The sequence below is a fragment of the Rhizobium skierniewicense Ch11 genome, from assembly GCF_023757665.1.
GTDB lineage: Bacteria > Pseudomonadota > Alphaproteobacteria > Rhizobiales > Rhizobiaceae > Agrobacterium > Agrobacterium skierniewicense.
In genome coordinates, this window is the sequence record NZ_RXPG01000026.1 from 1 (window position 1) to 13,210 (window position 13,210).

Here is a 13,210-nt window from a genome sequence, read left to right on the forward strand (position 1 = left end):
GCTGACCCCGCACCGGACGACCAAGCGCCCAAAGATCGAAGGCACGCAGGTTGCCATCGTGGCGGGTCCCGAGGGCGAGGAAATCCACCCGGATCAATATGGTCGCATCAAGCTGTGGTTCCCATGGGATCGCAAAGCAAAGAAGGATGGCACAGATACATGCTGGGTACGGGTCGCCCAGAACTGGGCAGGCGCCACATGGGGTGGCCAGATCATTCCGCGGATTGGCATGGAAGTGATGGTCGCATTTGTCGATGGCGACCCTGATCGGCCACTGGTAACAGGGGTGGTGCCGAATGCGCGGCAGAAGGTGCCGTATGAACTGCCAGCGAATAAAACGAAGAGCATATTTCGAACGCAGACGCACAAAGGTCCAGGATTCAACGAACTGAGCTTCGAAGATGACAAATTGAGAGAGCAGATTTATATGCATGCGGAGCGTGATATGGATGTTGAAGTCGAGAATAACTCTTCTCAAGTCGTCGGTAACGACCTAGTTTCCTATGTACGACACGATAGTTTTGAGAGGGTAGACGGAAATAAAAGCTCGGTCGTATCTAAAGATTTCACCTCTCAAATCAGAAAAAACAAAACTACTCAAGTAGAGGGAGACTTTCGGCTATCAGTCGGTCTCTCCAAATCGGTGGACGCTCGGACCGACAATGATCTTAGGGTCTTTGACCAATTTTTAAAGCTTAAGGATGCCTATCAAATTCTAGACGACCCATTCAAAGGAGCTGGCGACTTTATGGTACATGTTTCTGGCAAATCATCGATGAGAGTCGTCGGGAATAGTACAGAGATATCCAATGGCTCTAAATCGATCGCATCCGGAAAAAGCGTCCTTATCTCGGGCAATCAACACGTCATCGTGAGCTCTGGGCAAAGCATCGAGCTTCGATGCGGGAAGTCAAAGATCAAGATGACATCCGACGGAAAAATAGAAGTTGAGGGTCTATCCGTAGCGATACGCGGCGCCAGAATCGATTTGAATTAGTCCGAGTTTTAAGATGACTTACAATGGAACAGAAGTCGGTGTGGAACTTGATGCAGATGTGCAGCATCATGAATCTGATGAGATATTTGCAGCAAGGCTACCCGGTGTTTCCGAGTCGTGGAAACCAGTTTTTGATGAGCAATCTAATGCCGTTATTGGTTGGATAGATGAACGAGCCGGCGTAAAAACTATATATGACATCGAAGGTAAATTTGTCTCAATCGAGGAAAAGCCTCTCGAGAATGTTTATGTTGTAGAAGACATCATATTACTTTTTGTGGGCATCACGGAGATACGCTGGATCTTACGTGGAGGTGGCGAGGTAGCCGCCGCCGCAGGTCGTCAGGTAGGTCGATCTGCTGTCATAGGGCTAGCTGCCGCCCGAATTAGTAGATCAGCCCTAGTTGGACTAAGAGTCGCGTTTCGTACATTAACACAGAGGCAGATTTTTAGGTTCACTGGCACAACTGCCGCTCATATGGCGGAAGCCGGGCGTTATGTTCCCACTCACATCCTCTACCTTGCGGTTAGATATGGGCGGCGTGTTGCGGATCCTCAAGGTGCAAAAGGAGCGATGAAATTTCTTCTAGAAATCGAAAAGTATGACAAGCAAGGAAATGCCAAAAAATATATGCTTGAGGTGGTGATGCGTATGGACGATTGGACAGTTCTCCATTTTTTGTACAAGTAGTGATTCGATGGACACATCTAAAGTGATATTTGGGCCATTCGGTGAAGTTCAAACAATCTACGGATTGAACTACTACTCATTCTCATTCCGAGGTTCAATCAGCGAGTCGTTATTTCCTCATATCGACAATGAAGAAGTGCTTGTGGTCACCTGGAATGATATTGATATCGTATTTTCACTCGTGGAAAAGGCTGCAGATGGTCTCGTATATCTTACTCGAGTTGAAACCAGGATAAGACCAGACAATAGTAATTTCTTAAAATATAACTGTGCCAGGATGCGCGCATCCGTTTTGAAAGAATGTGTTTTCAGTATACCGTCGTTTTTAAATTCCTGCCCACTAATTTGCTTCGATAGTGAGAGTGTCATTGTAGTGATCGATGCTGAGGCGTGGACCGGTGAGATTTTTCGCTCGAACACGGAGGACCATCAGGTTTTGTTGGGTGCCGATTTCTCGGTCATAGGCTTTTATTTCAGCGGAGTAACGTTTGATACAGTATAGGCCGGGACTTGCGTGCAATAATTGTGAAAACCAAAGGATAGTTTTGAGGTATTAAGATGTCTCCAGCCCATCGCCGCACAGACATTGGCTCCGGCCACTCCTGCCACTTCCCTCCCACCCTTGCTACAGGCGGCAGCCCCAATGTCTTCGTCAACAATAAGCCCTTGATGCGTGTCGGTGACGCCTATGTACCCCATGGCTGCCCGGTCTGCCCTGAACCGACCCATGGTCGCAAGCTGGCCGCTGGCTCGTCCACTGTCTTCATAAATGGTAAGCCTGCCGGTCGTATCGGCGATGCGATTGACTGTGGTGGACAGGCACAAACGGGTTCATCCAACGTCTTCATTGGAGATGAGTCTGGTTCGGGCTCAGGTGCTGGTTCTGGTGGAACGGAGTGCCAGAAAAACATGGCCTCCCAATCGATGCCGATGGTGCGGGGATAGATGGCATGATGCCGAACGTTATTGACGAGAGGCAACTGTCTTCAGTTGCTCAGGCTTTGTTGAAAAGCGTTTCCGAACTTGCTTCCGATCGTGACAAGCGCGTTTATGCGGTCATGGACGGCTCGCAGTTCAAGGATCTGCCGCGATTACTGAAGCAGTCCGGTGTCTCCCACCGCCCACTTTACCGCTATGCAGGCGGAGACTACGCCGTCATCGTCGGCGGGCCTTGGCTGGTCAATCCCTATCAGGCTGCATTCTCGCATTCGAACGACACGTCTTCCAGCGATGCTGCCGAGGATGATCTTTCCGATGACGAGCTCGAGGCGCGCTCTTCGGCTCTCTCCGCGCAGATGGTGTCCTCCCTAGAGGCGGGTGATCCAACCGGCGGCGGCATGCTGCCGGGGGAAGAGGCTGATCCGGCACTTGTCGTCGAGCGCCTACAGAAAATCATCGAGTTGAGTGATGGAAAGCCAGCTCTCGTCGTCTGGTCAGGCGATGGAGATTTCACTGCTGAAGAACTTTATCGACACTTGCGCTGTATGAATACGGTCCGCGTGCCCCCGTCAGATAAGGGCGATAAACATACGCAGATGCTAGGTGGCGGTGGTGGCCGCGAGATTGTTGTAGCCGGTGGAGAAGAAGACAGTGAAGACTATTCGAGTTTCCGTGGCTATGAGCGCGTGATTTTTCGTCATGCCGATGCGAATGTCATGATCCAGGTCATTCCTGTTCTGGACGAAATGCAGACGGCAATCCTCTTTGGTCCTGCGGAGCAGATTATCTTTGCGCCGGATGCAACATGGGGTGGCGGCGTGAAGCGTGCGAGGCAGAGGGACGGCGTCCCGCAGCAGCATGGCATTTTGACCCTGAGTGAAAAGAACATCGATGCGATGGCCGATATTCGCCTTGAGGCGTCGCGGCGAAAGCGGGTTGCCTTGTTTCGGAACTCGACGCCGCACCTTCTCGAAGGTCTGAACGATGAAGAGGCGCTTTCCTGCATGGAGCGCTATGAGCAGCAGGCCCGCGCCCATGGACTTCGCACCGAGCGCGGCTTTTATCAGTGGACCTATTTGATGAGTTCCAGTGAAGGCCGGTTCATCCAGTCGCCCGAAATTCGTGATCACCTGAAAAGCGGAAGCCCGGACAAGCGTCTAGACGAGATGATGGGCTTCATGGCGAACGCTGCGATGACGGGAGCAAGGGCTTGAGTTCACTGGCAATTGGCGGCGTTGAGGCCCGGGCTGCAGCAGGTGTGGCGGGACGATTAGCTTCACGTGCCGCTCCGGCCTTGATCGGTGGTCCGCTTGGAATTGCACTTGGCGCGGCATTGCTTGCCTACGGCGCTTATGAGCTCTACCAAATGTACAACGAAAGCCACTCGGAGACTTCCGATGAGGACCCCGGCGAGTGTACTGGTGATTGTGCCGAAGCGAAGAAGAAAAGAGAGCAAGAGAAGATCGATAAGATGGACTCTGATTCGACCCAAAAGCCGGGTGATAAAGACTTCAACAAAGACCGGCCTGGTACGTTCGACGACGCCAACAAGGATTTTGACGATCTCGTCAGCGGCGATTTTGTAGATAAGGGGAACGGGGTCAGAATAGGAAATCTCTCGGATGGTCGAACAGTAACCGTTCGTCCAAACAGTAAGAGCAACGGTCCGACGCTTGACATCATCAAGCCGAATGGACGGCCTTTTCGTAAGTATAGATATCCCGGCGCGCCATCGAGTTGAGGTTTGTGATGCATTTCGATCAATACGGATTCAGTAAGTCGTTCTGTAAAGATAACGGTTATAAAATCTTTTTTGGAACAGACTGGCTGGACGATTCCGAGTTTGAGGCTTTCGAGAAGTTTTTTGACAATAAAACATTGAAGTTCAACATAAATAAAGCTTCATCTGAGCCATCTGAGCCATCTGAGCTTGCATCTTTTGAAGATGCTGTAAGGCTGGAAAGTCAATTCGTGGATGTCGATAAGATAATAGCGGTTGAAAACCATTCGGCCCTCTACATAAGCGATGATCGAGATATATTTGTCGTTGCGGCCAAAGAGGACACCTTGTCGAAACTCGTCGAGGACATCGTGCGTGCCGGCGGCAAGACATATTCTTCTTTGGTCAGAAGCGGGGTGGTTGAACCGAAAAAGCAGGTCAAAGACTATTTCAATTATTGGGCCTCCCTCAATGTGGAACTGCCATCCATGCCTTGAGCACGCCCGCGCATTTGGCCCTCGATACGATTTTCTGAATGTGTCGAGCGAAACTCGATAAATGAAACACTCGCTGTGCAACCGCAATATGCTATGCAAGTCACAATCGGGACGCATGTGACGGCGAGCGCGCTTGCAGGAAGATGGGGCGGAATCTTGATTTTTTTTGCTCGATCATCGCCTGCCCCGGGTGGCATTGCCGACCGTCGAGACGTTTGGGTTCAGGGATCACGGAATGGAAATTGACGGGCTCAGCCATCTGCCTGAAAAGAAGCGACGCGAGTTGCAGCGTGTCGCGCAGATCATTTTCGAAGAATTCGACGAGTCCCTGAAAACCAAGCTCTCGGAAAAGGCCAAGCGCGGGCGAATCCTGAAGCTCATCCTGTTCGGCTCCTATGCGCGCGGCAACTGGGTGGAAGATCGCAAAAGCGGCTATCTCTCTGATTATGACCTGCTGATCGTCGTCAATCATGAACAGTTTGCCGAAAGATACGAGGCCTGGGAAAAGGCGGCCGCACGCTTCGTGCAGGCATTCGATATCGCCGGACATCTCTCCGCGCCAGTGAATTTCATTGTGCATTCGTATGAAGAAGTGAACTCGCTGCTGGCACGGGGATGGCCGTTTTTCGTGGATATCGCCCGTGACGGAATCCCGCTTTACGATGCCCCCGGTCATCCTCTGGCCTCGCCGAAAAATCTGACGCCAGAGGAGGCGAGGGCCGAGGCGCAGAAGCATTTTGACCACTGGTTTCCGAGTGCTGCGCACCGGTTTGAATTGGCTATGATAGCTACTCAGAGAGATTTCTTGAAGGAAGCTGTCTTTGATCTCCACCAAACAGCCGAGCGCCTTTACCATTGCGTGCTGAACGTAATTTCACTCTACAGCCCCAAATCCCACAAGCTGACATTCCTGCGCTCACAGGCAGAGCGTATCGCACCTGAACTCGGTGCGGTCTGGCCTGACGATACCAAATTCGCCAAACGCTGCTTCAGCCGTTTGGAACGCGCCTATGTCGATGCCCGATATTCCCCCTCATACGAAATCACGGACGAGGAACTGGCGTGGCTGGCAGAGCGCGTCAAACTGTTGCAGGATGTGGTTTTGGCTGTCTGTGAACGGGCGCTAAAACCTTCGATCTGAACAGCAACCTCCGCTGTACCGTCCCTTTTGGCATCGTGTGTTTTCAACGTGTATGTTTTGCATAAATCGACACATTCTCGTCGGTTGACACATTGAAAGATGGCATGTCGATCAACGAAGGTGTGTCGATCTCTTCATGATACCACTGAATGTCCGCGCCAAGAAGGAAACCGTCAAACCGGAAGAACTGGTCGGGCCTCCGGTGGACGCGATTTCTTCCCAAGGTCAGACAACGAACAGGGAGTCAGGGTGAATAAGATATTTGCCCGCGCGCTCACCACGCACCATGATAATCTTGAGCGACGAGAGGGCTATGGGAACCAGTTGGCCCAATCCGGACTCATCATGTGAACATTTCCAGGCTATCACGCGACACGCTCTGTCGTCACAGCGCGCTACGCCCAAACTGCGGCGCCAACAGTCTGTCGTTTTGCCGCAACCCGTCCCTGCCCACTGACATGCGCTGTCTGTAGCAAACCGAGCGCTGGCCATTCGCACGAAGCTCCCGCAATGCTAACCGGCGGCCACCACATTGTGTCGGTCTATCCGGTCTCGAAGCGAGGCAACAACGGCCTGCAGAAAAGCGTCTCGCCGAGCACCCGATGGTGCCGACAGCGTTTTTTCCAGTCGCTCGTGAATCTTCGACATGAACCCGACGTGGTCGAAACTGTGAGCCGCAATGTTGATCTCGACCTCTTCCATGTAGTGCGCAAGGTGCGGGCCCAGCTCCAGGTTTGCATCTGTTTGGTAGTGGGCTGCCATTCGCTCTGCAAGTGTTCCCATCAGGACGTGGGGACCATATTTCTCGCTCATTCCTTCTCCTCTTCTAATGTCAGCCAATTACATAGGCACAGCGATGGGTGAGCACGAGATGTTTCACTTGCCATCGCGAAAACGTTATCTGTGAGCAAGCGGATCTCAAACCTTTTTGACGTGCAACAAGCCAAAGCTCCCGAATTTGCGGCTGCCAGTGGTTTCTGGTGCGCACCAATCGCTGGCTGCGATGGAAACGATTCAATCGCCATGGATCATACCATGGGATTCGGCTAGGACAGAACATCAGCAGGATCGTGGTGAAACGCATGGCAGGATCATTGGAAGCAAGGCCGCTTTTCGGCATCGGGCTGGCGGCCATGGGCTACTCCTGTTTCGCGTTGCAGGATGCGCTCGTCAAATGGCTGGTCGAAAGCTACCAGGTCCCGCAAATCCTCTTCGTGCGAAGCGCACTCATCGTGCTGATTACCGGCGTCCTGGCATATCGCTATCGCCACCCCTCCATCCTCAAAAGCAAATATCGCGGCACCGTCGTCATTCGCGCAGCGCTCATGCTCACCGCCTGGGTGCTGTTCTACAGCTCCGCCCGATATCTGGGGCTGGCGGAACTCACCACGCTCTATTTCTCCGCGCCGATCATGGTCATGGTCCTCTCCATCTTCGTGCTGAAGGAGAAGGTCGGGGCAGGCCGCTGGATAGCCTGCGCGGTCGGTTTCGTCGGTGTCGTCGCCGCTGCCAATCCGGCCAGTTCGCCAAACTGGCTGCCCGCAACACTGTGCATCGTCGCAGGCTTCTGCTGGGCGTGGAGCACCATCCTCATTCGCCTCGTCAGCAGAAGCGAAACGACATTGACGCAGATGTATGCCACCAGTGCCCTGTTCGGCATCGCCTGCGCACTGTCCTTGCCCTGGCTCTGGAAAAACCCGGATGCGCAAGGCTGGCTGCTCATGATCGGGGTCGGGCTGGTCTCGACGATAGGCCAATATCTTCTCTATGAAGGCTTCAGACATGCGCCCGCCTCGTCGCTGGCACCAGTGGAATATACCGGCCTGATCTGGGCCTTCATCTATGGCTACGCCATCTGGACGGAAATCCCGGCAATCAACGTCTTCATCGGCGCAGTTCTTATCGCCGCTGCAAGCCTTGTGCTTGTGGGTTGGGAGCGGCGGAGTTTTCATGAATCTTCACAGCGCAACTGAATTTATGGTCCACGCGGGAAGTGATATATCGATAGGAGCCGACTAGAGCATTTCTTTGAGTGGGCAAGAGAGCTTTACCGTGGCTACTGGCGAAACCGTTTGTTTGATTGCTGCCAAATCAATAATGACTTTGCTGGCGGCAATTTCGTGCTTGCATCGGATGCAGCCATGATACTTCGAGAGGCAGCTGCGGAAATCATGGTGCGTCCCGACGGCGAGATGTCGGTAAAAGGAACGCTAATTCGGCTTGAAGGTGATAAGATATGTCTGAATTAATACATATGATAAGGTTCGGCATAATCTCATTCGTTTTCGGATGGTCGGGGATAGCCTCAAGCACTCATGCTCAAGAGGCGTTTGACCCTGGTAAGGCGTTTTGCGAGCGGCAGACTTTCAGTCTCGAGACCATAGGAGAAATAAAGCCTTGGCTCGACTATTTCAGTGGCTTGCGCAACGGGCGATCAGACGCTCCTGGTGACTCCTGCCAAAGTAGTACTGTCCGTTCGATTGTCGAAATGTCTAGGAGTAGTAGTGTAGAAGTTGCGGAAGCTAGGAGAGAGGCAATACTCGTATCCTATATCGCCAAAGCCAGTGAACCAGAGCTTGCTGAAAAAAAGTATGATGTAGATGGGTCGTTTCGGTATCGCAATGACTTGGTTCTCGCTGGCTTCACGTGGCTTTTATGTCCCGGCAGAGGAACTGAGAGAGCCACTTGTGTAAGAAATATAGTGCTCAAGTTCCCTGACCAATTTCTTAGCAGTAGTCCTATTCTATGTGATTTTTCCAGGAGCGAGGTTAAATCAATCGAATGGCCGGAAGACCGGCGTGAACTGCCCCTGCTGTGTAGGAATGGCGGGGATTCTCAGGTCGGTCCTGATGCATGGCTTAAAGCTGCCGCAATCACTTTTGGTGATTAAGGTAGATAATATGCCACAAGTAGATGACTTAGACTTATTTGGTAGACCTGTATCGATCTTCCGATTGACTTCGCTATGGCCCGTTTTTGTCGCTCCACCCAATAAATTGATTGTAACCCTCGGCTCAGGCCAGGGGATACATATATCGCTCGTAAATAGCCTTTTCGCTCACGCAACTCTGCGCCTTAAATAAAAAACGCCCCCAAAATGAGAGCGTTCACAATATTTGTCGACGTATATTAAGCGGCAGCGCGATTGCGTTTTTTGCCATCTGCACCAGCCGCGCAACCTGCTCATCGTCAGCAACGCCAGCTACATTCCATTCTTCAACCAAAGCAGCGAGTGCTTCATCTTTCTCAACGCCTTCGATGGCATTGTTGGCGTGCATCTGGTTGACGCGCCATGCGACGTCTTTGGTTTTGTTAGAGGAAAAGCGGTTCATGTGTTGCCTCCACTGTTTGTAATCGCGTGATTTCAATACAAGTCGCGCTCACAGTGTTCCTTAAATATTAAAGGATTCCCGTTCGACCTGCAATGTAAAACAGTGGTGAATATCAAAGTGGGCATTCCAGATATATGTCTGTTTTAAGTCCAATAATCGCTCAAGAACGGCAAAGCAAGTACCTGACTTTCGCTGACGTGATATCTATCTTACTCGTCTCGTAAACGCTGCCACTCATCGATCAATGATTTGTATTTTTCGCGGAACACGACTTCTTCATCGTCCTGTAGCGGAGTTGTCTGAGGGGAAAAGAAGGCCTTACGAAGCGGGTCAATAATGCGCATGTCGTTTGCGTCAAGCTTAGTCAGCGCGCGTTGCATAACCCACAAGCCCAATCGTGCTCCCTCGTCTGATAATGCAGGCTCCTCGCTAAAATAAGGATACACAACACGGGTATATTCGCCCCTCACGCGAGCGTGCAAGGCATCCTTTATTCGGATCGTACCTAAATCGGCAACTAGAAGATTGCCGTGTACACTTTTAGGAATGATTTCAACCAGTTCATTTGACCATCTCAATCTTGCACTTAGCAGCTCAAGAATACCATCTTTCAGCAAAGGATATAAACGTGTGAAGTTTTTGTTCGAAATTATACGGTTACTGATTGCCTCTGATAGATCGCCTTCCCCCGAGATGTGGTTCTTCACATCTGACCAGAAGGGCGCATAATAATCTCCCCCTTGGCTACGGTTACCGCCAGCTTCCTTTTTGCGGTCAAGATTGATGTCGGCTTTCAAAATTTTGCGACGTAACGCAGGAGGCGCATAGAATAGTTGTAGCGCTTTTCGTAGAGGAAGATCGAATACAGACATCTGGCCCACATTTTTTGGTTGAGTTAAAGATCACTATAATAATCTCACCAAAACAAGGGCGGAAAACTTGTTTTCAACCTCTAATCGATCAGTGACACATGGATTTGATCAGAATTTGAATCATCACAAATTTAGTTTTCCAACTTATAGAAGGTGCGGATTGGGTGCAGCTAGCGATCCAATTGAGGTCATAAATGTTCGTATCAGTCACCGGATTTATGCAGTTAACAGGTGACGGCTACCCAAAAAAAGAACTTGATCGACGTTGTTATTCAACTTAAACGGTTAATAAGTTTTTTTGGGGGGCGGTAACGCATGAAATTCGATATAGCTGCTAAGCTGGTCTCTCCGTCTCAGAGGGCTTGGGTAGTTCATGCAGGTCGAGCGCGTGTTAATTATCGCGATTTCTCTGACAATGGCATTGTATTCTTGGAATCGCCGTACCTCCGTCTTGAAAATCATATTGTAAGATCGAAGAGCAATCTTCGGCGCGCTATTAGGCGTGCAGTTGCTTGGCGTAAACACGCTGAAACGACAGGGAGTTTTGCACCTAGTGAGATATTATCTGACTATGATGCAGACACCTTTAAAGAGACTGATCTTCAGTCGCTGAGCGGGAGCATCAACCGCCTTTACGGCTTAGCAAAAAAAGGCGACTTGGTTATTGTGCCTGGGAGGGATTTTTCCGAAGGCATCGCTCAACCAGTGATACGCTTGGGTGAAATCGTTTCCGACTTCAATCCGTCTGAGACTTACAGCGGCTCGAAACTGTCATCGCAGCAAGTCCCCTTTCGTAAGGTCCGATGGCTCAACGTTGTTCCTCGTAAGTCGATTACATTTGAGCTTGAGAAGCGCATTGGCAAACCGCCAGCGGTACGCGAAGTAAAAATTGATCGTGATAACGAAGAACTTTTGAAGTATGCATACGATTCCTATATCTTTGAGGGAAATTCAAGCAGCTTCGTGACTGCGGATAAGTATGATGCCAGAGACTTTGTTGTTTTAAACCAGTCAAGTGAATTGATCGCGTTTCTTGTTTCAGCGCATGCCGTTATTTCCAAAGGTATTGAGCCGGGAACTATCAGTGACATCCGTGCTTTTACTGAGCAGCATTTTCAAGAAGCACCTATCGAAAATATTGAGGTTGATTTTGCGTCTCCGGGGCATTGGCGAATTGTGGGCGCGACAGTTTCATTGGCGGCCTTCGTTTCACTTGGGGTTGCGGTTTTTACTTCTGGTGAATCGTCAGCAAGCCTAAAAGGGGGAATCGAAGTAATGAACTCGGTTTCTCCGGAAGATGGCACGGCAAAAGATCTACAGGAGTCAATGAATATTCTTTTGGATTCTGTCGGAAAACTGCCACTTGAACAGGCTACCGATACTGCTCGTAAAGCTAAGTCCGTAATTGGCCTGCAAAGCTCAACTAAGCCTGTAAATTAGAGGGGCGTATCTGGTGCGACGTTTGTTAGCCCACATTGGAAATGTGTTGGTGAAGGATACGATTCCTGTCTGGATGTCACTCGTGTTAATGGTGGCTGGAGCGATAGCCACTTATTGGCTTGCACCAAAAATAAATGCTCAGTTTGAGGTGCAGGCGGCTCGTCGTGAGTACTTAGTGAAAAACCTTGAGTCATTCTCTGGTGACACCAAGAATCTAATTGATGTGATAGCCAAAAGCGTTAATGAGAAAAGTAAATTTAAGTACGATGAATTGGTGTCAAGTATAAATCCAAATATTGCAAAGTTGCAGTTTTCCGGAACGCAACTACTTTACGTGGTTCCCCAACAGTCGGCCGATATTGTTTCATTTCAAAGAACTTTAAGAGCGCTACAGAATGATATGCTCGCGTTTCAGCCCGGTGACGACCCAAAACCCATTTTGGATACTTCAAAGTTACTGCTGACCCAATCTTTGGTTATATATGAAGCATTGCTTGCTAGAGCAGGACTTGGGGACGAGATATCTAAAAAGTGAGCCTCTTAGCGTCCCACTTGTTTTCACAAAATTTAATCTGTGACCGCGCTGTTTGGGTGGTAATCGGACACGATGTCGTCCCTTCACATTAGTTGGTGATCCGCATAATGGGCACCGGTAGCTATGCGTCGAAGGCGACTATAGGTGATTAGTGAATGTTGTTTTGTATGGGCATCTAGCAGACAGTTGCCGCTACGTGTCCTGGAACTGTCTTCCACATTCTGCATTGCTAGGTTAGCGCAATCAAACCCCATCTCGGTGCACCAAATTTGCGATGCAAGAGTCTGATATCGAAGAGTGCCAAAATAGGAAAATATTCATATTTTGATTTACGACGAGAGATTTTTCCTTTATAGTATTTGAAGTCGCGTTCTCCTGCTGGCAGCACCAGATGAAGAAGGTGGCGGGTTTTGTTCTGATGATATTCAGGCATCTGAGCGGAACTCAATAGATGAAATGCTTGACGAGCAGGCGGAATAGCCCGGTGGTGACCCTATGGGCAGAACGGGCTTTCTTGTTGCGCATTGATGTATTTCGAGTATGGCTGAGTTTGGAACGCGGATGATGGCACAGAAGTAGGAAGACTAGGAAGATTATATTTCAGCTTGGCGTGCGGGCCCGGATGCTGGCTGGAAATGCGGTTTGATAGTTGGGGGCGCTGAGAAGTGCCACACATATACAGTTACGAGGTAGCTTTCAGCGCCCCGTTGAAATGGCTTGCGTAGCTTATGGGTTGGGCAAGCAACGAATGGTGATGACGCGAGCTCAATGAGCTGCGTGAACGAACAGGTGTGTCTTGTTGAGCGAAAGAGGTGAAATCGAAGGATAAACGCGAAGATATAAAATAGCTAAATTTACAATACTGCATATATAGAAATATATATTTGCAGATCGAATTGGTGTATTAATATATAAATTATCTGTAGTCGAATATGCGGATGGTCTGGATAAGTGTGCGTATTTTTGGGCGGAAACCAGCTTGAAAGCTCGGAATCGACTGCAAATGAAGGGATTTGGCTATATGCGCACGGAAAATGGAGGGGGAG

General features: G+C 50.0%; 14 protein-coding genes. 11 read left to right on the forward strand and 3 right to left on the reverse strand.

Translation table 11 applies throughout. The features are described from left to right. From EKM04_RS16530 to EKM04_RS16560, 7 genes are all read left to right on the forward strand, one after another. A partial coding sequence (locus tag EKM04_RS16530) for a type VI secretion system Vgr family protein (RefSeq protein ID WP_252094084.1) occupies positions 1-997 on the forward strand: 997 nt, incomplete at its 5' end. 13 nt (positions 998-1,010) lie between these two features. Then, a complete protein-coding gene (locus EKM04_RS16535; protein WP_183897964.1) occupies positions 1,011-1,688 on the forward strand; it encodes a hypothetical protein in 678 nt (225 codons plus the stop codon). 558 nt (positions 1,689-2,246) lie between these two features. Next, entirely contained in the window at positions 2,247-2,633 is a 387-nt protein-coding gene (locus EKM04_RS16540; RefSeq protein ID WP_183897965.1) for a PAAR domain-containing protein, read from the forward strand. Positions 2,634-2,638: 5 nt separating this feature from the next. Then, positions 2,639-3,841, forward strand: a complete 1,203-nt coding sequence (locus tag EKM04_RS16545; RefSeq protein ID WP_183897966.1) for a hypothetical protein — start codon at positions 2,639-2,641, stop codon at positions 3,839-3,841. After that, positions 3,838-4,368 (forward strand): hypothetical protein, encoded by a 531-nt coding sequence (locus tag EKM04_RS16550; RefSeq protein ID WP_183897967.1) that lies wholly within the window; start codon positions 3,838-3,840, stop codon positions 4,366-4,368. Before EKM04_RS16545 ends, EKM04_RS16550 begins: the two co-directional genes overlap by 4 nt. 8 nt (positions 4,369-4,376) lie before the next feature. Further along, positions 4,377-4,844: a hypothetical protein gene (locus EKM04_RS16555; protein ID WP_183897968.1), complete on the forward strand. Its 468-nt coding sequence runs from the start codon at positions 4,377-4,379 to the stop codon at positions 4,842-4,844. 235 nt (positions 4,845-5,079) lie between these two features. Continuing rightward, positions 5,080-5,985: a HEPN domain-containing protein gene (locus tag EKM04_RS16560; protein WP_183897969.1), complete on the forward strand. Its 906-nt coding sequence runs from the start codon at positions 5,080-5,082 to the stop codon at positions 5,983-5,985. Positions 5,986-6,498: 513 nt separating this feature from the next. Here the strand turns inward: EKM04_RS16560 and EKM04_RS16565 are convergent. Further along, the gene (locus EKM04_RS16565; RefSeq protein WP_183897970.1) at positions 6,499-6,798 is read right to left on the reverse strand and encodes a hypothetical protein; all 300 of its coding nucleotides are present in this window, start codon (positions 6,796-6,798) and stop codon (positions 6,499-6,501) included. 269 nt (positions 6,799-7,067) lie between these two features. Here EKM04_RS16565 and EKM04_RS16570 point away from each other — a divergent pair, with 269 nt between their 5' ends. After that, entirely contained in the window at positions 7,068-7,958 is an 891-nt protein-coding gene (locus tag EKM04_RS16570; protein WP_183897971.1) for a DMT family transporter, read from the forward strand. A 263-nt stretch (positions 7,959-8,221) separates the two neighbouring features. Beyond that, positions 8,222-8,875 (forward strand): hypothetical protein, encoded by a 654-nt coding sequence (locus tag EKM04_RS16575; RefSeq protein ID WP_183897972.1) that lies wholly within the window; start codon positions 8,222-8,224, stop codon positions 8,873-8,875. A gap of 217 nt (positions 8,876-9,092) precedes the next feature. On the opposite strand, the gene EKM04_RS16580 is transcribed toward EKM04_RS16575, so the two are convergent. Together EKM04_RS16580 and EKM04_RS16585 are read right to left on the reverse strand one after the other, a co-directional pair. Further along, on the reverse strand, positions 9,093-9,317 hold the full coding sequence (locus EKM04_RS16580; protein WP_183897973.1) for a hypothetical protein: 225 nt from the start codon (positions 9,315-9,317) through the stop codon (positions 9,093-9,095). 209 nt (positions 9,318-9,526) lie between these two features. Continuing rightward, positions 9,527-10,189, reverse strand: coding sequence for a hypothetical protein (locus tag EKM04_RS16585; protein WP_183897974.1), 663 nt, complete (start codon positions 10,187-10,189; stop codon positions 9,527-9,529). Between the two features lie 315 nt (positions 10,190-10,504). On the opposite strand from EKM04_RS16585, the gene EKM04_RS16590 reads away from it, so the two are divergent. Together EKM04_RS16590 and EKM04_RS16595 are read left to right on the forward strand one after the other, a co-directional pair. Next, the gene (locus EKM04_RS16590) at positions 10,505-11,629 is read left to right on the forward strand and encodes a hypothetical protein (RefSeq protein ID WP_183897975.1); all 1,125 of its coding nucleotides are present in this window, start codon (positions 10,505-10,507) and stop codon (positions 11,627-11,629) included. Between the two features lie 49 nt (positions 11,630-11,678). After that, positions 11,679-12,164, forward strand: a complete 486-nt coding sequence (locus tag EKM04_RS16595) for a hypothetical protein (RefSeq protein WP_183897976.1) — start codon at positions 11,679-11,681, stop codon at positions 12,162-12,164. The last annotated feature ends 1,046 nt before the right edge of the window (positions 12,165-13,210 follow it).

What these genes read in the sequence shown, in the direction of transcription:
- EKM04_RS16535 (WP_183897964.1), top strand. Translation starts at nt 1,011, where the DNA reads ATGACTTACAATGGAACAGAAGTCGGTGTGGAACTTGATGCAGATGTG.
- EKM04_RS16540 (WP_183897965.1), top strand. Translation starts at nt 2,247, where the DNA reads ATGTCTCCAGCCCATCGCCGCACAGACATTGGCTCCGGCCACTCCTGC.
- EKM04_RS16545 (WP_183897966.1), top strand. Translation starts at nt 2,639, where the DNA reads ATGATGCCGAACGTTATTGACGAGAGGCAACTGTCTTCAGTTGCTCAG.
- EKM04_RS16555 (WP_183897968.1), top strand. Translation starts at nt 4,377, where the DNA reads ATGCATTTCGATCAATACGGATTCAGTAAGTCGTTCTGTAAAGATAAC.
- EKM04_RS16560 (WP_183897969.1), top strand. Translation starts at nt 5,080, where the DNA reads ATGGAAATTGACGGGCTCAGCCATCTGCCTGAAAAGAAGCGACGCGAG.
- EKM04_RS16565 (WP_183897970.1), bottom strand. Translation starts at nt 6,798, where the DNA reads ATGAGCGAGAAATATGGTCCCCACGTCCTGATGGGAACACTTGCAGAG.
- EKM04_RS16570 (WP_183897971.1), top strand. Translation starts at nt 7,068, where the DNA reads ATGGCAGGATCATTGGAAGCAAGGCCGCTTTTCGGCATCGGGCTGGCG.
- EKM04_RS16575 (WP_183897972.1), top strand. Translation starts at nt 8,222, where the DNA reads ATGTCTGAATTAATACATATGATAAGGTTCGGCATAATCTCATTCGTT.
- EKM04_RS16580 (WP_183897973.1), bottom strand. Translation starts at nt 9,317, where the DNA reads ATGAACCGCTTTTCCTCTAACAAAACCAAAGACGTCGCATGGCGCGTC.
- EKM04_RS16585 (WP_183897974.1), bottom strand. Translation starts at nt 10,189, where the DNA reads ATGTCTGTATTCGATCTTCCTCTACGAAAAGCGCTACAACTATTCTAT.
- EKM04_RS16590 (WP_183897975.1), top strand. Translation starts at nt 10,505, where the DNA reads ATGAAATTCGATATAGCTGCTAAGCTGGTCTCTCCGTCTCAGAGGGCT.